This window comes from Algicella marina (assembly GCF_009931615.1).
GTDB lineage: Bacteria > Pseudomonadota > Alphaproteobacteria > Rhodobacterales > Rhodobacteraceae > Algicella > Algicella marina.
On sequence record NZ_CP046620.1, the window covers coordinates 1,715,742 to 1,733,303 of the forward strand.

The window sequence follows — 17,562 nt, forward strand, 5'->3', positions numbered from 1 at the left end:
CCCCCGAACCGCACATGGCCACCGTAGGGCGACTTTATGGCAGCTTTCGGTCGGAAGGCCTTATTTTTTACATGAAATTTTAAATGAGCGGGTCTCCGCCGAATTCATATTTCGACCCGATTCCCGCCACATTTCGCCTCAATTCAGATGGGGATGTGCCACCCATACTCAGCCGCTATTTGCAGCCTCGTCACGCAACTTCTGCGCGAGAAAGTGGCGCAGGTCCGAAAGCTGCTTTGACCGCAACGACACGTAGACGAACTCAAGGTTTGTCCGCTCCGTCACCATCTCGCCCGGATATGGCAGATAACTCAGTTCGCGGGACCCAAAGGACGGCGAGGCAGTGCCCACTTGCCACTCGGTCGTCAGCCGCACGTCCACCAGTTTCATCGCGGTTCCGTGGGCCACATCCGGCACTTCCAGAGGCACACCGGCCAGACGAAGATAGGACATCTTGTCCTTCGCCTGCTGGAACCCGTCGATGAACTGATCCGTCAGAACCTGGATTTCCGCCGCTTCATCAACGTCTTGCATGTGGCTGTGGTGGTCTACCCCGGGCTGGTTATGCCCGTGGTGGTGATGGTCGTGATGATGGTCATGGTCTACGGGGTGATCGTGCGGCATCACTTGCTCCCTGCCCGAGTGGTCCAGCGCTTCCCGTGGGTCGCTTCGGAATACTCGCCCATCGGCAGGCTCACCGGCTTGTCGATGTGCCGCTTGTGCGCGCCCATCTTGCCATTGGACACCAGCGCTCCCAGCACATCGACGATAACGCGGGTGCCCATCAGTGCCGTGATTTCGGATTGATCGTACGGCGGTGATACTTCTACCAACTCCATTCCGCAAATCCCCTCCGCCGCCACCTTGGAGGCCAAGGCCAACGCCTCGCGCGGCAGAAAGCCGCCCGGCTCCGGCCAGCCCGTTCCCGGCACGAAACCACAGTCGATGCTGTCTATGTCAAAAGACATATAGACCATATCCACCCCATCCCACGCCATCTCCAGCGCCATCTCGGCAGTCTTGTCGATGCCCATCTTCTCCATGTCGCCCATGGTAATGATGTTTGTCTCCCGCTCGCGGGCAACCTTCACCGCCTCGCGCGGCACCTGCCAGCCACCGATGCCGACCTGTACGAGGTTCTTGGCAGGTACGTTCGGCAGGTTCGTGGAGTGGAACCACGGCGTCGTGTGCATCCGCTCGTCCAGATCCTTTTCCTGAATGTCGGCATGCCGGTCGAAATGCACGATCCCGATTTTCTTGGAGGTGCACTCAGCGATCCCACGCACACACGGAAACCCGATGGAATGATCGCCGCCGATGATGATCGGCATCGACCCGGAACTGAACACATGCGATACCGCCCGGCTGATCTGGTCGAACGTTTTCTCGATGTTGCCAGGAATGGTAAAGATATCCCCCGCATCGCACAGGCTCATCTGTTCGCGCAGATCCACCCCGATCTCATAGTTGTAGGGCGTATAAAGCGCCGATATCTTCCGCACCCCCTGCGGCCCGAACCGCGTGCCCGGCCGGTAGGTCGTCCCCCCGTCGAACGGCGCGCCGAGCACGGTGGCATCGTAATTGCCCACTTCCGTCACATCCTCGGTATAGGGCGCCTTCAGAAAGGTGTTGATCCCCGCGTAATGCGGCAACTCCCCCCGCGCGAAGGTTGGGATGGAGCGGTCCTCGATACTGTCCGCCGCCGTCAGCCCCATACGCAGCGCCCAGGCCTTCTCCTTCTCCCACTCCTCGCCCGGAATCTCCTCTTCCTTCCGCGCCGCCTTCCAGCCCATCAGCTTGGAAAGATCCGGGTGATGCGCTCGGCGATCCTGCGCTCCCCTGTCCACCGGGTGGTGAGAGCGTGTCTTATGAAGCGGGGGTAGCATGTGTTGCCTCCTCAAGGGTCTGGAAAGGGATGCCGTCGTTCCGGGCATCGAAGTCGTAAGTGATCGTCGCGCCATAGGCTTCCGGGTCGTCCGGGTCCCAGCGCGGCTTGTCGAACACGAGCACACGGTCGCCGAGTTTGAAACCCTCCTCGAGGTCGTGCGTCACCATGAATACGGTCATTTCCGTCTCGGCCCGAAGCTCCGTCAGAAATTCGTGCATCGAAACCCGCGTTCCGGGGTCGAGCGCGCCGAAGGGTTCATCCAGCAGCAGTACCCGCGGTTTGCAGGCCAATGCCTGCCCGATCGCCAGCCGTTGCTGCATGCCGCCCGAAAGCGAACTTGGATACTGGTCCGCCACGTGGCTCAGCCCGATCCGCTCCAGCATCGCACCCGCTGCCGCCCGTGCGGCCGTCCGCTCCGCCCCGAATAGCCGCCCGAAACGCCGCGAAAGTCCCGTGGCCGCCACGATATTCTCGCGCACTGTCATGTGCGGAAACACCGAGTAGCGCTGGAACACCACGCCCCGGTCCGGCCCCGGCTCCCGCGCCGGCTCCGCGCCGTCGATCCGGACCTCGCCGCGCGTCGGCTGCTCCTGCGCCAGCAATAGCCGCAGGAAGGTCGATTTCCCGCATCCCGACGCGCCGACGATGGAGATGAACTCCCCCTTCTCCACCGAAAGGTTCACCCGCTCCAGGATCGGCCGTTTGCCGTAGCTCAGGAAAATGTTTTGCGCCGTCACGTAACTCATGCACGCCCCCCAGCCCACGGATAGGCCTTGCGCGTAATCGCGCCGAGGCACCAGTCGATCATGAAGGCCAGCAGCGTGATCCAGACGACATAGGTCAGGATCACATCCATCGCGAGATATCGCCGAACGAGGAAGATCCGATAGCCCAGCCCGTTCTCCGCCGCAATGGCTTCCGCCGCGATCAGGAACAGCCACGCCGGCCCGAGCGACAGGCGAACGGATTGCAGAAGCCGCGGCATCACCTGCGGCAGTGCCACCTGCAACGCGATGGCAAGTGAGCTTGCCCCCAGCGTCTCCGCCTTGATGATCTGTTCCTCCGGCACCTCCCGCGTGCGCTCGGCCATATCGCGGATCAGGAACGGCGTGATCCCGATGACGATCAGCGCCACCTTGGAAAGCTCGCCGAGGCCGAACACGATGAAGAGGATCGGCAAAACCGCCAGCGGCGGCACGAGGGAGATTGCTGCCACGAACCCCGCCAGCGTCGCCCGCACATAGGGCAAGAGTCCGATCAGCAGCCCCATCACCAGCCCGGTGACGGCGGCGATTGCAACCCCGATCCCGAGCCGCACGAGGCTGGCAATCGTATCCTTCCAGAACAGGATCTCGCCAGAGCGCTTGTCCGGCTCACTCACCAGCCGCACCGCCGTTGCCGCGATCTTGGAAGGCGCGGGCAAAAGCTTGTCGGACGGGTTTTCGGCGAGGCGGATTTCCGAGCCGATGGAATAGGCGAGGAAGGCGAGCAGGAAGGGCACGGCGACAAGCGCCGCGGTAAGCACCCTGCCCGGCCTGCGATTGATCCAGCGCATCAGCAGAAACCCTCGACCACAAGCGCAACGCCCGCAAGAGCCGCGCCAGCGCCGTCCCGCGGGGTGGCGCTGATCACGTCGACAGTCGGAACTTTATGCCCGCCAGATGTCTCCAACCTTGCCGCCCCGAACCGACGCCAGCAAAAGCGCCGCCCCGGTGGGGCGGGACGGCGCTGGCACGGCGGCCCCGTACCGGGGCCTTGATTCCGTGCCGGAAGCACCGCCAGCATCACTCCGAAGTCAGCCACGCACGGCACCGACAGTCCCGCCTTCACAGCGCCCCGTCCGCCGCCATCTGCATGTAGGTCACGTCATAGCGGAACTGCACGTTCGCATCGTCCCCGGTGGTGGAGCCATCCGGGTAGGCTACGCCAACGAAATCCGCCGAAGGCGCGCCTTCACCAAGGATTCCCTTGTCGAACAGGAACTCCGCCACGCTCACCATCGTCGTCTTCAGCTCGTCACTCCCCACGAAGGCGACCGCATCCGCGGGATCATAGAACATCTCGGTGGCGGCAAGCTGCGCCTCGTAGCCCGAAAGATCCGTGCCAGCGGCCTCGCCCATCGCCGTTCGCGCCGCCGCACCCTCGTCGGTATCCGAGGCCATCAGCGCCATCGTCTCGTACCACGCGCCCGCGATCGCCTTGCCGAAATCGGGATTCGCGGCCAGCGTGTCCGTGTTCACCACCAGCATGTCGATGATCTCGCCCGGAATGCCCGAACTGTCGAACAGCTTTTGCGCCCCCGGCTCCTCCATGATGGTGGAGACAAGCGGGTTCCACGTCACCACCACCTCCACGTCATCCGTGGCAAAGGCCGCCACCATGTCGGCATCCGAGGTGTTGATCACGCTCGCCAGATCCCGCTCCGCCAGCCCGACCGTATCCAGCGCCCGTGCCAGCAGGTAATGCGAAACCGAAAGCTCGACGAGGTTAACAGGCTTGCCCGCAAGGCTCGCCAGATCGCCCTCGCCCTTCATGATGATCGCATCGTTGCCGTTGGAATAATCGCCCACGATCAGCGCCGTCGTATCCACACCGCCGCCCGAGGGGATGGAAAGCGTGTCCATGTTCGTCGCAGTCACGCCGTCGAAGGCCCCGGCCGTGTACTGGTTGATGGATTCGATGTAGTCGTTGATCTGCACGATATCGACATCGATGCCGTATTTTTCGGCCCATTTGTCCATGATGCCGCTGTCTTCCATATAGCCCCACGGCATCCAGCCGGCATAGATCGACCATGCAATCCGGAACTCGGATTTTTCTTGCGCCGTAGCGATGGAACCGAGGGTCGATGCGACTGCGGCAATCAGGATGAGATGCTTTCTCATGAGTTTCCCCGTCTGTCGTCCCGCCGGGTGAAAAGACTGGAAACCGGGTGGCAGAACGGAAAGAGAGCCCGGGCATCCAACGCAGTACTCTCCCGGGATTTTGCCCCGCCGTGTACCGGGCGCATGTGGGCGCCGGCGGCATCTCTCGGACCGGTCCTTTCAAATCGAAAGCGGAACCCTAGACACCCTGCGCATTCACCCTAACGGCAAGCTCGTCAAAGGCGTCGACTGAAACGGAACATTTCATTCCAAATCCGCAGCTCTGCCCCCAAAATGGGCAGTTTTCTCGAAAACGCTGAACTTCAGAGCAACATTCTGCCGAGTCAGCACGTCAGCGCGTGCGCCAACCGGCAAGCGGAAGCCACCGGATCAATGAAATGGGCATCGATCCCGGAAAGATGCGCCTCCAGCCCCGTCATGCCCGCACACCCAAGAACAATGGCTGTAACATCATCTTCCCGACGGGCCGCTTCGGCTTCCCGCGCAATGGCCGCGCAGGCCGCCGCCGGGTCGGCCTCCAGTTCAAGCACCGGAATGTCCGAGGCGCGCACCCGACCGCAGATATCGGCAAAGCCACCGGCCCGAATGTTTTCCTCGATGATCGGGATGGAGACCGGCAGTGTTGTCACCACAGAGAAACGGTGCCCCAGCAGGCGTGCCATGTGGAACGAGGCCTCGCCGATGCCCACGACCGGAATTGGCGATTTGGCTTTCGCCTCGGCCAGCCCGGTATCATCGAAACAGCCGATGACGACAGCCATACCAAACCCATACGCTTTCCATACCAAATCCAGCATTGGTGGAATGGCCCTTTCACCGTCCTCGCGCCCCTGAATGGCAGGCGGCCCATCGACCGAGGTCCAGCCCTCGAACACCACGCCGGGCAGCACCTTGCGCGCCGTGGCCAGCATGCTGTCCGTCATCGCCTGTGTCGAATTCGGGTTGATCAGCGTGATCGCACTCACACGTCACCCTTACCCGCATCGGAGCCCATGGCCTTGCGTCTGCGGCCGCTGATTGCTGCAAGAAAAAGAAATATCCCAATGATAATAAGGGAAAAAATCGTAGTCAGCGTACCGAGTGCATAAAGAACCGGTGTGGTGACATTGGTCGTCATCCCGTAGATTTCCAGCGGCAGTGTGTTGTAGCTCCCAGATGTCAGCAGCGTGCGGGCAAATTCGTCATAGCTCAGGGTAAAGCCGAACAACGCCACGCCGATCAGCGATGGCGCGATAATCGGCAACACAACGTAACCTATTGTTTGCAAGGGAGAAGCTCCCTGATCGCGCGCCGCCTCCTCAAAGGAAGAATCGAACCTGTTGAATACCGCGAACATGATTAGCAGCCCGAACGGCAGTGTCCAGGTAAGCTGCGAGCCAAAGCCAGATGTTGACCAATGCACCTCCAGATCGGCCTGGTTGAAGATCAGTCCAACCCCCAGTGAGACAAGGATCGAAGGGATGACCAGACTGGTAATTATCAAATAAAACAACAGGCTGGACCCAGCGAAGCGCCGCCGGAACGCCAAGCCGCCCATTACTGAAATAACCACTGTCGTTAACATCACCATGAGGCCCAGGGTGATGCTGCGCGCAAAAGACCCCCAGATATCACCAACCGCCTGCTGTTCAAACAAATCCCTGAACCAATACAGCGACGTACCCCGCATGGGAAACGTCAGACCGCCACCCGGCCCCTGAAACGAAAGAATTCCGATAGTCAGTGTCGGCCCATAGAGAAAGAGTAGAAACATCGCAAACAAGATACTGAGAAAATAGAAAGATTTCGGCCTAGGCTCCATCTCAAAGCTCCTTGCGAATATCGACGAACCGCAGCAGGATCCCGATGACAATCAACACGGTCACAAGCAGAACGACCGCCGTAGCTGCTGCCGAAGGATACTGCAGCAGCGCGATGTCATTGGAAATCAATCGCCCCACGTTTGCGGACTGGCTACCGGACATGAAACGGACCGTAATGAAGTCGCCCATCACCAACGTCACTACGAAGATTGTCCCGATCATGATCCCCGGCTTCGTCAGAGGAATGATCACGTTCCATAGGATCTGGGCCCCCGACGCACCTGCGTCTCGTGCTGCCTCGATCAGGGATTTATCTATTCGCACCATGGTGTTGAAGATCGGCACAACCATGAAAAGTGTGTAGAGATGGACAAAGGCAAGGATTACCGCGAAGTCTGAAAACAGTAGCCATTCCAGAGGTTCGTCGATGACTCCCCAGGAAATCAGCGTCGAATTGGCAATACCGTTACGTCCCAGAAACGGTATCCAAGAGATCATGCGAATAATGTTCGATGTCCAGAATGGAATGGTGCAGAGCAGAAACAGCGCGATCTGCCATGTCAGACTTCTGATATGAAACGCCAGATAGTAGGCAACCGTGAAGCCGATGACTAAGGTCACAGCCCAAGTTATCAACGCGTATTTGAACGTGTTTAAGAAAACCCTGTAGGTGACTGAGGAACCAAATAGAAATTCGTAGTTTTCAAGTGAGAATGCGGGAATTATCGAGAACTCGGTCGCCTGCCAGAAGCTGACGATAACGATCATGACGATCGGCATTACCAGGAAGAATAGCAGGATCACGGCAAGCGGCGAGACCATCAGCCATCCGGCAACCGTATTTCTGGCGAAAAATTTCTGCATGTGATCTCCGATTGGGGCGCGCACCGGCGCGCCCCAAATGCTTCAGGATGCGATGAACTCGTTCCACTTGCGAACCATGTACTGATTTTCGTCCATGACCGCGTTCCAGCAGGCGACACGCCCCATGCGTTCCTCGAACGCACCACCGTCGCGGGTTTCGCCCGCTTCAGCCAGTTTGTCGCCGGTGGGGCTGGTGATGACATCAGTGGCTTCCTTGCCCTCAAACCAGTAGCCCCACTCGTTCTCGGTCATGAAATCCTTGGAGGTTTCCGGAACGGCGGAGTAGTACCCCTGACGCATCAGGTACCCGCCAACCCAGCCGGAAAGATACCAGTTGATGTATTCATAGGCGGCATCCAGTTCGAGACCGGACAGCGACTTTGACAAGCCGATACCGCCACCCCAACTGCGATACCCCTCTTCAAGAGGCTGATACACGCAGGGAATTCCCTTTGATTTCACAGCGGTAATTGCCGGCGACCACATCGACTGGATGACCACTTCACCGGAAGCCATGAGGTTGACGCTCTCGTCGAAACTCTTCCAGAAGGCCCGGAACTGGCCGTTTTGCTTGGCCTCGGTGAAAATGCCGATAGTCATATCGATCTCTTCACGCGTCATGTTGCCCTTGTCGGGATAGGTGTACTCGCCCATGGATTCCACGACCATGGCCATATCCATTATCCCGATTGACGAGATATCGAGGATCGACGCCTTGCCCTTGAACTCCGGGTTCAGAAGTTCTGACCAGTTGCTGATTGGGCGACCGATCAGATCGGGGCGAATGCCCAGCGTATCGGCGTTATAGATCGTCGGGATAAGCGTCATCCATCCGCTTTGCTCCTGTACGAACTCCTTGCCATCCGGGCCATCAACGAAACCGACGGTGTGCGGGGCGGTGCCTTGCGCAATTTCGCTTTCCGGTGTCAATTTGCCGTCACGAAAGATGCCCACGATCTTGTCGTAGTTTGCGATCCTGCTGGTATCCATGGCCTGAAGGTTGCCTGTCGGCCAAACTTTCTTGCAGATCCAATACTCGATATCGGCGATATCGAAACTGTTGGGCTGCGTCGCCGCACGTTGTGTAACACTGTCAGAATCCAGAGCAGTCATTTCCAGCGTAAAGCCGAGATCTTCCTTAACCTTGTCGGCCACGTCGTTGAGGTTAGAGACGCCGGTACCAAACTGGCGAAGCGTAATGTCCTTGATGTTCTGTGCCCAGATTGTCGGTGCGCCGATTGTCGTGGCACCAACGGCGGTCACCGCTGCGGCACCGGACTTCAGAAGGCCACGCCTAGTGATCTTGCTATTTTCCATTCCTGTTGTCTCCTTTTTGGAAGATTTATCCCGCCAATGCGTGCTGGCGTTTTTCTTGCCAATCAAATGCGACCGACTGGCCGACATCGACTGGCGCGGCAAAAAAATCGGCTTCGGGCAGAACCGCAGCGATCTCTGTGTCGCCCTGCCCCATGGCCGTGATGGCAACGTGTGTGCCCTGATATTCGATGCCCGTGATCGTTCCACTGAAACGGCCATTGCCATCGGACGCGAGTTCAATTTCGTCGGAGCGGATGGCAATCTTGCCGTTGCCCGTGGCAATTACATTATGCCCACCGAGGAAACGGGCGACGAACTCGGTGCGCGGAGCGTTGAAGACGTCTCTAGGATGGCCTGATTGCTCAATGACCGAATTGTTCATGACCACGATCTCGTCGGCGAGGGCCATAGCCTCATCCTGGCCGTGGGTTACGTGAATGAATGCGATGCCAAGTTCACGTTGCAGACGCTTCAATTCCGCCCGCATACGTATTCGAAGGAAGGGATCGAGCGCCGAAAGAGGCTCGTCCAACAGCAGCACCTTTGGACGGGTAATCAGAGCCCGCGCCAGGGCGACACGTTGCTGCTGTCCTCCGGAGAGCTGATCGGGGAAGCGGTTGGCCATGGCCTCCATTTCCACGAGTTCGAGGAGCTTCTGTGCTTCCCTGCGCCGCTCTTCCTTGGCAACTCCGGACATGCGAAGCGAAAAGGCGACATTGTCCACCACCGACAAGTGCGGAAACAATGCGTAGCTCTGAAACATCATCGCGGTGCCACGCTTGGCAGGTGGAAGGCGCGAAATATCAGTGCCGCCAAGAACGATCGCCCCGTCGGTTACAGTCTCATGGCCCGCGATCATCCGCAGCGTCGAAGACTTGCCACAGCCGGACGGCCCGAGGAGACAGGTATAGCCGGTTGACGGAAAGAGATGATTGATCGCATCGACGGCGGTAAAGTCGCCGTAGCGTTTGGTTACACTCACCAGTTCGAGGTCGGATTGTTGTCGCATCGCGTTCTCCTTGCCTCCACCACCAATGCAAACCGGCAATTTGGCAAACGATTGCGTTCGATATCGCCGCAAAAAAAGGACCCGCCGTGAAAATAGGCAGGTCCTTTCGCAGAGTGCGCAAGTTTTAAACAATCATTGTATACAATTTTTCTAGCGGGGTTGTGCCAACCATGCCCGCTTGAGTCGGGATGCACCGGACCCTATCGCTGTCCTTATGACCATAACAGGCACCCACGCCACGAAACGGAAGACCAGCGACGACGTCGTGGATGGCCTTTCCCATGCCATTCATGAACATCGAATAAGCCCCGGCACGAAGCTTGGTGAAGATGAAGTGGCCGATATATTTGGTGTAAGTAGAACGATTGTCCGATCGGCCCTTCAGCAACTGGCTCATCAGCAACTGGTGACACTGGAACGTCATCGTGGCGCTTTCGTCGCCCGCCCTGACCCGGCTGAAGCCCGCGAAGTCATGGAGGCTCGGTCACTCCTGGAGCCACGAACCGCCCGGTCGGCTGCCGACAGAATTACCGATGCCGACATCGCTTTGCTGCACGACAGGATTACGGCTGAACACTCCGCACTGGCATCCGGGAACTATGGGCAGGCGCTGCACCTTTCTGGACGATTTCATACTGATGTCGCCAGGATCGCAGATCAGAAGACAATAGCGGCCTTCATTGAAACACTTGTCGCCCGCTCGTCCCTTGTCATTGCACTGTATTGGCGGCGAAAGAGCGCCATTTGCGAAAGTCATGCACATAACGCACTGATTACAGCTCTTGAAGCGGGCGATGGTCTGCAGGCAGAGGAGATTATGCACGGCCATATTGTCGACCTCGCTCACTCACTCGATTTCTCTAGATCGCCGAAATCGACTTTTTCGCTGCGCGAAGCTATCGAGGGCCGAAGATGATCCGGGTGATGACACTTGCCGACATGGAGACAGTCCTAGGCTGGGCGCAAGACGAGGGATGGAATCCCGGCCTTGAAGACGCAGCCGCATACCTCGCTGCCGATCCCAGCGGTTTTCTTGTTAACGAGCAAGCAGGCAGGCCGGTTGCCGCTGTTTCTGTCGTAAACCATACCGACAATTTTGCCTTTCTCGGTCTTTACCTATGCCACCCAGAGTATCGGGGCCGGGGATTTGGCTATGAAACGTGGCTGGCCGGACTCGAGCACGCGGGAGACCGGACGATCGGACTTGATGGCGTCCCAGCGCAGCAGGCTAACTACAGGAAATCCGGCTTCGACATGTCGGGGAAGACATTTCGATACGAAGGCCGCATACCGCCTATCCGGTGCGATGCGATCACGCCACCCAGAGACAAAGAATCGAACTTACTGGTGCACCGGTATGAAGAAGCTTTTGGCTACTCCATGCCAACATTTCTCACCCACTGGTTCAGCGATACAAAAAACCGTCGCACTTTCATCCTACGTGATGGTTCACTTCTTCGCGGAGCAGTTACGATCAGGCGCTGCGCCGAAGGCTGCAAGGCGGGACCGTTGTTTGCAACAACGGCGGAAGAGGCCAAGCTCTTACTGGCGCACGGCGCATCCGTTTTCGGCGTTGACCAGATAACGATTGATATTCCCGACACCCAATCCCTTCCCTCGGAATTTGAGCGCATTAGTGGCTTGGCGTGCAGCTTCACGACCGCAAGAATGTATCGCGGCACTCCACCGTCGCCTGAAACGAGCTTCGCAGGTCTCGTAAGCACCGCGACACTCGAGTTGGGTTGATTATAGCCCTCCTGTGATCCTTTGCTCTTCTCTCACGGAAAAAATAATTCCCGACCAAAGAACTCGGATTGACAATCCCGACTAATTCAATCAGATTTAATCCAGCGTGTTCCAGCCACTTTTGAAAGGAAGAAGCCCGACGCCGCTTATCAGTCGCAAACTGGAGTGAACCGCGAATGCCGGAAGGACAGGGGGAGACCGAGGATGAGGGCGGCAAGCCATTGGCTAGTCACCGCGTCGATCTCTGTTCCGAAGAAATTCTGGTTCGGTGCTGCGAGATGGAATGGCTGAGCGACCAGATCGCTGCGAACCGTCGGAGGGAAGACAAATGAATATGAATGTCGATCGTAACAGTACTGCGCAGGCTCGCCCCGCGCACCGCGCCGAAGACCTGACCGAAGGATTCGGTCAGGCATCCATTACCTTGGGAGACCAAGTATACACCCTTAGGATCACTAAAGCCGGAAAGTTGATTCTGACCAAATGAACCAGATCGCTCCATCGCGCGGGAGCGTTCCAGTCGGTCACATTTCGGAACTCGACTCCATGGAGGCGGCTTCCGTTCTGTACTTCCGTCTGTGGTTCGACGGTCCGGAATCCCGAAAGAACGTCTGGAACGACTTCGCTACGGCTCTTGGGCCAGAAACCGGAAAAAGGGCGGTGTCCGCACTGGAGGAAATCTGCCGTGCCTGTGTGGATCTGTGCCGTCGTCCAATAATGCGACATCAAGTGACCTGCCAATGCATCGGCGCAGATGAGGCATGTCTGGCCAATCTTGTGGGCGCCGCGACGGACGGACAACGGGAGGATGCATTGCTCCTGTCGTTGCTGTTGTTCGAACCCGATTTTGCGCCGCTGCTCGTTGGCCACGCCGAGAGCCTGGGTACAGCGCTGCGCAAGATGAACCTTGGAAACGCTCCAAGACCAACCCACGCCAACTCCTCAAACAGATCATTACATTGAAGGAACCAGCCATGAGAACTCTCGTACTCAGCGCGATCTGCCTCTCTGCAGGGGCCGCCGCCTCGGCCCAGACAAAGACTGAGGTGCTGAACACATATGCCGATATCGCTCAGGCCGGATATGAAGACAGTCTTGAGACTGCTAAATCACTAAAGGCCGCGGTAGGCAATCTGATCACTGATCCATCGGCGGAAGCACTCCAGGCGGCAAAGGCAGCATGGCTGAAATCCCGAGTACCTTACCAGCAAACTGAAGTTTTCCGCTTCGGCAATGCCATTGTCGACGATTGGGAAGGGAAGGTGAATGCGTGGCCATTGGACGAAGGATTGATTGACTACGTCGAAGGGGAGGCATCCAGCGACGAGAACGATCTCGCTATGTTGAACGTCGTCGCGAATGATACCCTTACGATCTCGGGCAACACGGTTGACGCCTCGGAAATCACCCCCGCCCTATTGGAAGAGACCTTACAGGAAGCGGACGGTGTGGAAGCGAATGTTGCCACAGGCTACCACGCGATTGAGTTTTTGCTCTGGGGGCAGGATCTGAACGGCCATGAAAGTGGTGCAGGACAGCGCAAATGGACAGACTACGCCACTGGTGACGACTGTACAAACGACAATTGTGACCGTCGGGGACAGTACCTGCAGGCCGCGACCGATCTTCTGGTAAGTGATCTTGAGTGGATGTCGGCACAATGGATCGAAGGCGGCGCGGCCCGTACAGAACTGCTTGCCAATGAAGATGCAGGCATTGCGGCTATGCTGACTGGCATGGGTTCCCTGTCCTATGGTGAACAGGCTGGGGAGCGGATGCGTCTCGGCCTGATGCTGAACGATCCCGAGGAAGAGCACGACTGCTTTTCAGATAACACACACAACAGCCACTTCTATGACGGTATGGGTGTCCAGAACGTCTACCTCGGCCAGTATGTCCGCGCCGATGGCACGATGGTCGCCGGCGCTTCCCTCTCCGATCTTGTTTCGGCAACCGATGAGGGACTTGACGCAGAAATGAAAAGCAAGCTGGCAACCACAATGATGGCACTTGGCCGGATAAAGACGGCAGCCGAAGCGGGTTATGCCTATGATCAAATGCTTGAGCGGGGAAACACCGCAGGTGAGGCTCTTGTAATGGGGGGCGTCAACGGTTTGATCGACCAGACCGCGACAATCGAGAAAGTCGTAGGCGTTCTAGGGCTCGATACGATCGCCTTCGAAGGCTCAGACAGCCTTGACGACCCGGAGGCAGTGTTCCAGTAAAAAAGTAGTCTGGAGTTCGTTTAGGGGGCTTCCGGTCAACCGGGAGCCCTGCTTTCGTTTCCAACTCACCGAACAGACCTGATACCAGCCAAAAGCAAGGAATGGATTAGCCCTTCGTGACGACTTTCACCGATTCCAGCCTGCCGTTAGCCACGCTCATGATAATTGCGGCATCGGTGACGCATGCCGATGTACTTTTTGAACCCCACCTGCCCATAGTTCCGAGAACGGCCGACGAAATGCAGCGGGTTACTTCTGTTACCCGACCGGCGACCGATTTTAACAGAGCGCAGAAGTTCGAGGAGCGTTCGGCCGGAGCGGCGACTGTCTACACCAAGGCGGACGCGAACGCATTCTCACATCCCTCGGCCAACCTGACTTTCGAACAGGAATTGGACTTCAAGGTAGGTAATGGCCTGTTCAGGAAAATCTGGGTTTCAGCCCCATCATCTACACTTGCGTCGGACGGCCTCGGGCCGCTGTACAATGCTCGTTCGTGTCAGCGCTGCCACATCAAGGATGGTCGTGGTCATCCTCCTGAAGCTGACGACAGCAACGCAATCTCTATGTTGACGAAAGTGGCAGTCCCGATCGTTGGGGACGACGCTATGGCGGAGATCGAGGCTTACATCGCCACGGCACCTGAACCCACGTATGGATCGCAATTGCAGGATCTTTCTATCGCCGGTTTGCCTTCGGAATACCGGTTAAACGTCTCATATGAGGAGCGACCGGTCGAACTCTCAGGCGGTGAAGTGGTTTCTCTACGCGTGCCGAGCTACACCCCAACCGATCTGGCCTATGGCCCACTGGCCACGGAGGCGATGCTAAGCCCGCGCGTCACGCCGCAGATGATCGGGCTTGGCCTGTTGGAGGCCGTTCCGGCCGCCGACATCCTGGCCTGGGAAGACCCACAAGATGCAAATAATGACGGTGTGTCCGGAAGGGCAAACATCGTCTTTTCCCAAGTCTATGGTGCTCCCATGCTGGGGCGCTTCGGATGGAAGGCTGCAGCCCCAACCATACGCGAGCAATCGGCAGCAGCGTTCTCCAACGATATTGGCATTTCCACTCGATTGCATCCTTCAGGTTGGGGCGACTGTACAACCGCTCAAATTGACTGCCAGAGTGCGATCCACGGAGATGGTGACGACAGGATATTCGAAGCCGACGACCTGGCACTTGATCTGGTGAGCTTCTACAGCCGCAATCTTGGCGTGCCCGCGCGCCGGGATGTTGACACCCCTTCTGTCCTGCGCGGCAAGAAGGTTTTTCACGAAGCGCACTGCGCGACCTGCCACCGTCCTTCGTTCGTCACCCATCGCCTGGAAGGTCACTTACCCCAGAGTTTCCAACTAATCTGGCCATATACGGACATGCTGCTTCACGATATGGGCCCAGGGCTGGCTGACGGCTTCGCAGAAGCGCGGGCGATGGGTCAGGAATGGCGAACACCGCCTCTTTGGGGTATCGGTCTGACGGAAGCTGTCAGCGGTCATACTTACTTTCTTCATGACGGCCGTGCTCGAAACCTCGTAGAGGCTATACTCTGGCATGGGGGTGAAGCCCAAGACGCGCGTGACACCTTTGTCTCCTTGCCTAAGGTCGATCGTGACACACTGATCGTCTTTCTGGAGAGCCTGTAATGATGAAAAAGCTTTGCGCCGCACTCGTTCTATTCACAGCCGCTTCACCACTGTGCGCGCAGAACGTGGATATCGATGCAGCAGGGATCGTTTCTGCCCATGTGCTGCCCAGGTTCGAGGCACTGGAGAGCACGACCCTCGCGCTTGAAAATACTGCCAAAGAAAACTGCGCTGCCGGATCGCCTGAACTTAAACGAGCATATCACTCCGCATTCGACGCGTGGATTTCAGCAAGCCATCTGCGCTTCGGGCCAACCGAAGTGCAGGACAGAGCATTCGCTTTAGCATTCTGGCCCGACACCCGAGGTGCTACCCCTCGAAGCCTCCGTAACTTGATCACCGACAAAGATGCAGTTGTCGACGACGCGGGCGGATTTCGCGAAGTATCTGTCGCAGCACGAGGATTCTACGCACTCGAATTTCTGCTTTTCGAACCGGAGTTCGCCAATTCCTCGAATGCTGGCTATCGCTGTCACCTGCTCCGTGCGATTGTTGTGGACATTCATACTAATGCCGCCGCGATCCTCTCGGACTGGCAAGAGTATTCTCAGAACCTGGACGACGAGATAACACAGAAACTTTTCAAATCACTGACGAGCGGGCTTCAATTCGCGATCGATGTGCGTCTGGCACGGCCACTGGGCACGTTCGAGCGTCCAAGACCCGCGCGTGCGGATGCACATCGGTCAGGACGGTCCCTGCACCACATCGAGTTGATCACAGTGTCGCTGCGAGATCTCGCGGTGCGCCTCGCTGAAGGAGACAGTGCGCTACAGGAAAAACTCGATCGTGCCTATCAGAGGACCCTCACACTGGCAGGCCGGGTCGAAGATCCGGTTTTTGCCGACATCGGAAACCCGCAAGAGCGTCTGGCGGTGGAATCCCTGCAGCAGGCCATGCGAAGATTGAGCGAACTGGCACTGGTTGAAATCGGCCCGAAGTTGGGTGTCGTCGCCGGTTTCAATTCTATGGATGGTGACTGAAGTCATGGCGACGCGTCGGACTTTTCTCAAAGGACTTGCCGCTGCGGGGCTAACGCCCCATGCAACCTGGGCGGCTGCCGGCGGACCGGCTTTTTTGACGGCAGGGATGGAAACAGGCGGCAGCTACGTTCTCTGCGGGCTCGACATAAACGGCGAAATCATTTTCAGGCTTCCCCTGCCCGACCGCGGGCATGCCGCTGCGGCCCATCCGCGTAGGCCGGAAGCTGTAGCATTCGCCCGCCGCCCTGGCACCTTCGCAATGGTTTTGGACTGCGGCAACGGCGTTGTGAAAGCGATGCTGGAAGCTCCTTCCGGGCGCCATTTCTACGGTCACGGCGAATTCTCGAAGGATGGAGAGACCCTCTATACGACAGAAAATGGCTTCCAGACCGGTGTTGGATACATTGGCGTCTGGGACGCGCGAGACTACCGGCGTATCGGAGAATTTTCGAGCGGAGGGATCGGTCCACACGATATAAAACGCTTACCCGGGTCAGACATGCTCGTTGTCGCAAATGGCGGCATCGATACTCACCCGGACAGCGGGCGTACCAAACTAAACCTCCCGACCATGAAACCGAACCTGTCCTACGTTTCCGACGGCCAAATACGTGACCAAGTCGAACTTTTGTCTGACTGGCACAAGAATTCCATCCGTCACTTGGCCGTTGCCGAAGACGGAATGGTAGCGTTTGGCATGCAGTGGGAAGGTGAAGGTCTCTCCCCCCCGCTGATCGGATTGCACCAAATCGGATCAGAGCCTCGCTTTCTCTGTGCGGCCGACGAAATACATGAGGAGATGCAGGGATATGTAGGCAGTATTGCACTGTCGAAGAGCGGTGACGCGGTTGCCGCAACGTCACCCAGAGGCGGCGTTGTTCAGATATTCGCAACCAGAACTGGCAATTTGGTAGACAATCTCCGGGAGAAAGATGTTGGTGGTATTGCAACTCTAGAGGAATCGTTTGCCATCACAAGCGGCAACGGCATCTTCAGAAGCTCGAATGAAGACCACAAGACCAATATTTCTCAAGGAGTTGCATGGGATAATCACCTGATTTCCGTTTGAAACGCCGGGGCGTTTGTGGACAAGTCCGGCGACTTGTCATTCCAACAGTACGCTTGGACAAGCAGACTAATCCTTCTGGTTCGGCCTGCGATAACCAATCGTTTTTTCTCTACCCGCATAACGTGTTC

The 17,562-nt window shown here is 57.7% G+C and carries 19 protein-coding genes and 1 riboswitch; of the genes, 9 read left to right on the plus strand and 10 right to left on the minus strand.

Annotation, left to right across the window (positions count from 1 at the left end; genetic code table 11):
* Window positions 1–168 precede the first annotated feature (168 nt).
* The 10 genes from GO499_RS08540 to GO499_RS08585 all read right to left on the minus strand — a co-directional run bounded on the left by GO499_RS08540 (window position 169) and on the right by GO499_RS08585 (window position 9,765).
* Window positions 169–624, minus strand: coding sequence for a hypothetical protein (locus GO499_RS08540; protein ID WP_161861810.1), 456 nt, complete (start codon window positions 622–624; stop codon window positions 169–171).
* Window positions 624–1,886: an agmatinase family protein gene (locus tag GO499_RS08545; protein WP_161861811.1), complete on the minus strand. Its 1,263-nt coding sequence runs from the start codon at window positions 1,884–1,886 to the stop codon at window positions 624–626. Before GO499_RS08545 ends, GO499_RS08540 begins: the two co-directional genes overlap by 1 nt.
* Window positions 1,867–2,634 (minus strand): ATP-binding cassette domain-containing protein, encoded by a 768-nt coding sequence (locus GO499_RS08550; protein ID WP_161861812.1) that lies wholly within the window; start codon window positions 2,632–2,634, stop codon window positions 1,867–1,869. The genes GO499_RS08545 and GO499_RS08550 overlap by 20 nt, the downstream gene beginning before the upstream one ends.
* Complete coding sequence (locus GO499_RS08555) at window positions 2,631–3,443, minus strand: ABC transporter permease (protein ID WP_161861813.1); 813 nt, start codon at window positions 3,441–3,443, stop codon at window positions 2,631–2,633. Before GO499_RS08555 ends, GO499_RS08550 begins: the two co-directional genes overlap by 4 nt.
* Window positions 3,444–3,714: 271 nt before the next feature.
* Window positions 3,715–4,773, minus strand: a complete 1,059-nt coding sequence (locus GO499_RS08560) for a putative urea ABC transporter substrate-binding protein (protein WP_161861814.1) — start codon at window positions 4,771–4,773, stop codon at window positions 3,715–3,717.
* 87 nt (window positions 4,774–4,860) lie between these two features.
* Window positions 4,861–4,966, minus strand: a riboswitch (guanidine-I (ykkC/yxkD leader).
* A 130-nt stretch (window positions 4,967–5,096) separates the two neighbouring features.
* Window positions 5,097–5,738: an aspartate/glutamate racemase family protein gene (locus tag GO499_RS08565; RefSeq protein ID WP_348520804.1), complete on the minus strand. Its 642-nt coding sequence runs from the start codon at window positions 5,736–5,738 to the stop codon at window positions 5,097–5,099.
* Entirely contained in the window at window positions 5,735–6,574 is an 840-nt protein-coding gene (locus tag GO499_RS08570) for an ABC transporter permease (RefSeq protein WP_161861815.1), read from the minus strand. The genes GO499_RS08565 and GO499_RS08570 overlap by 4 nt, the downstream gene beginning before the upstream one ends.
* Window position 6,575: 1 nt before the next feature.
* Complete coding sequence (locus GO499_RS08575) at window positions 6,576–7,439, minus strand: ABC transporter permease (protein ID WP_161861816.1); 864 nt, start codon at window positions 7,437–7,439, stop codon at window positions 6,576–6,578.
* A 42-nt stretch (window positions 7,440–7,481) separates the two neighbouring features.
* A complete protein-coding gene (locus GO499_RS08580; protein WP_161861817.1) occupies window positions 7,482–8,756 on the minus strand; it encodes an ABC transporter substrate-binding protein in 1,275 nt (424 codons plus the stop codon).
* A 25-nt stretch (window positions 8,757–8,781) separates the two neighbouring features.
* Window positions 8,782–9,765, minus strand: coding sequence for an ABC transporter ATP-binding protein (locus GO499_RS08585; RefSeq protein ID WP_161861818.1), 984 nt, complete (start codon window positions 9,763–9,765; stop codon window positions 8,782–8,784).
* A 214-nt stretch (window positions 9,766–9,979) separates the two neighbouring features.
* Here GO499_RS08585 and GO499_RS08590 point away from each other — a divergent pair, with 214 nt between their 5' ends.
* The 9 genes from GO499_RS08590 (at window position 9,980) to GO499_RS08630 (ending at window position 17,434) form a co-directional block, all read left to right on the plus strand.
* Complete coding sequence (locus GO499_RS08590) at window positions 9,980–10,681, plus strand: GntR family transcriptional regulator (RefSeq protein WP_161861819.1); 702 nt, start codon at window positions 9,980–9,982, stop codon at window positions 10,679–10,681.
* Window positions 10,678–11,511: a GNAT family N-acetyltransferase gene (locus GO499_RS08595; RefSeq protein WP_161861820.1), complete on the plus strand. Its 834-nt coding sequence runs from the start codon at window positions 10,678–10,680 to the stop codon at window positions 11,509–11,511. The genes GO499_RS08590 and GO499_RS08595 overlap by 4 nt, the downstream gene beginning before the upstream one ends.
* Before the next feature lie 176 nt (window positions 11,512–11,687).
* Window positions 11,688–11,843 carry a hypothetical protein gene (locus GO499_RS08600; RefSeq protein WP_161861821.1) on the plus strand — a complete coding sequence of 52 codons (156 nt, stop codon included), beginning with the start codon at window positions 11,688–11,690 and terminating at the stop codon, window positions 11,841–11,843.
* Window positions 11,840–11,998, plus strand: a complete 159-nt coding sequence (hemP, locus tag GO499_RS08605) for a hemin uptake protein HemP (protein ID WP_161861822.1) — start codon at window positions 11,840–11,842, stop codon at window positions 11,996–11,998. The genes GO499_RS08600 and hemP overlap by 4 nt, the downstream gene beginning before the upstream one ends.
* Window positions 11,995–12,474, plus strand: coding sequence for a hypothetical protein (locus GO499_RS08610; RefSeq protein ID WP_161861823.1), 480 nt, complete (start codon window positions 11,995–11,997; stop codon window positions 12,472–12,474). The genes hemP and GO499_RS08610 overlap by 4 nt, the downstream gene beginning before the upstream one ends.
* 11 nt (window positions 12,475–12,485) lie before the next feature.
* On the plus strand, window positions 12,486–13,736 hold the full coding sequence (locus GO499_RS08615; protein ID WP_161861824.1) for an imelysin family protein: 1,251 nt from the start codon (window positions 12,486–12,488) through the stop codon (window positions 13,734–13,736).
* A 158-nt stretch (window positions 13,737–13,894) separates the two neighbouring features.
* Window positions 13,895–15,382: a di-heme oxidoreductase family protein gene (locus GO499_RS08620; RefSeq protein WP_161863884.1), complete on the plus strand. Its 1,488-nt coding sequence runs from the start codon at window positions 13,895–13,897 to the stop codon at window positions 15,380–15,382.
* On the plus strand, window positions 15,382–16,365 hold the full coding sequence (locus GO499_RS08625; RefSeq protein WP_161861825.1) for an imelysin family protein: 984 nt from the start codon (window positions 15,382–15,384) through the stop codon (window positions 16,363–16,365). Before GO499_RS08620 ends, GO499_RS08625 begins: the two co-directional genes overlap by 1 nt.
* Before the next feature lie 4 nt (window positions 16,366–16,369).
* Window positions 16,370–17,434 (plus strand): DUF1513 domain-containing protein, encoded by a 1,065-nt coding sequence (locus tag GO499_RS08630; protein WP_161861826.1) that lies wholly within the window; start codon window positions 16,370–16,372, stop codon window positions 17,432–17,434.
* The last annotated feature ends 128 nt before the right edge of the window (window positions 17,435–17,562 follow it).

Coding starts and splice junctions, on each gene's coding strand:
- GO499_RS08540 (WP_161861810.1), bottom strand. CDS start 624: ATGCCGCACGATCACCCCGTAGACCATGACCATCATCACGACCATCAC.
- GO499_RS08545 (WP_161861811.1), bottom strand. CDS start 1,886: ATGCTACCCCCGCTTCATAAGACACGCTCTCACCACCCGGTGGACAGG.
- GO499_RS08550 (WP_161861812.1), bottom strand. CDS start 2,634: ATGAGTTACGTGACGGCGCAAAACATTTTCCTGAGCTACGGCAAACGG.
- GO499_RS08555 (WP_161861813.1), bottom strand. CDS start 3,443: ATGCGCTGGATCAATCGCAGGCCGGGCAGGGTGCTTACCGCGGCGCTT.
- GO499_RS08560 (WP_161861814.1), bottom strand. CDS start 4,773: ATGAGAAAGCATCTCATCCTGATTGCCGCAGTCGCATCGACCCTCGGT.
- GO499_RS08570 (WP_161861815.1), bottom strand. CDS start 6,574: ATGGAGCCTAGGCCGAAATCTTTCTATTTTCTCAGTATCTTGTTTGCG.
- GO499_RS08575 (WP_161861816.1), bottom strand. CDS start 7,439: ATGCAGAAATTTTTCGCCAGAAATACGGTTGCCGGATGGCTGATGGTC.
- GO499_RS08580 (WP_161861817.1), bottom strand. CDS start 8,756: ATGGAAAATAGCAAGATCACTAGGCGTGGCCTTCTGAAGTCCGGTGCC.
- GO499_RS08585 (WP_161861818.1), bottom strand. CDS start 9,765: ATGCGACAACAATCCGACCTCGAACTGGTGAGTGTAACCAAACGCTAC.
- GO499_RS08590 (WP_161861819.1), top strand. CDS start 9,980: ATGACCATAACAGGCACCCACGCCACGAAACGGAAGACCAGCGACGAC.
- GO499_RS08595 (WP_161861820.1), top strand. CDS start 10,678: ATGATCCGGGTGATGACACTTGCCGACATGGAGACAGTCCTAGGCTGG.
- GO499_RS08600 (WP_161861821.1), top strand. CDS start 11,688: ATGCCGGAAGGACAGGGGGAGACCGAGGATGAGGGCGGCAAGCCATTG.
- hemP (WP_161861822.1), top strand. CDS start 11,840: ATGAATATGAATGTCGATCGTAACAGTACTGCGCAGGCTCGCCCCGCG.
- GO499_RS08610 (WP_161861823.1), top strand. CDS start 11,995: ATGAACCAGATCGCTCCATCGCGCGGGAGCGTTCCAGTCGGTCACATT.
- GO499_RS08615 (WP_161861824.1), top strand. CDS start 12,486: ATGAGAACTCTCGTACTCAGCGCGATCTGCCTCTCTGCAGGGGCCGCC.
- GO499_RS08620 (WP_161863884.1), top strand. CDS start 13,895: ATGATAATTGCGGCATCGGTGACGCATGCCGATGTACTTTTTGAACCC.
- GO499_RS08625 (WP_161861825.1), top strand. CDS start 15,382: ATGATGAAAAAGCTTTGCGCCGCACTCGTTCTATTCACAGCCGCTTCA.
- GO499_RS08630 (WP_161861826.1), top strand. CDS start 16,370: ATGGCGACGCGTCGGACTTTTCTCAAAGGACTTGCCGCTGCGGGGCTA.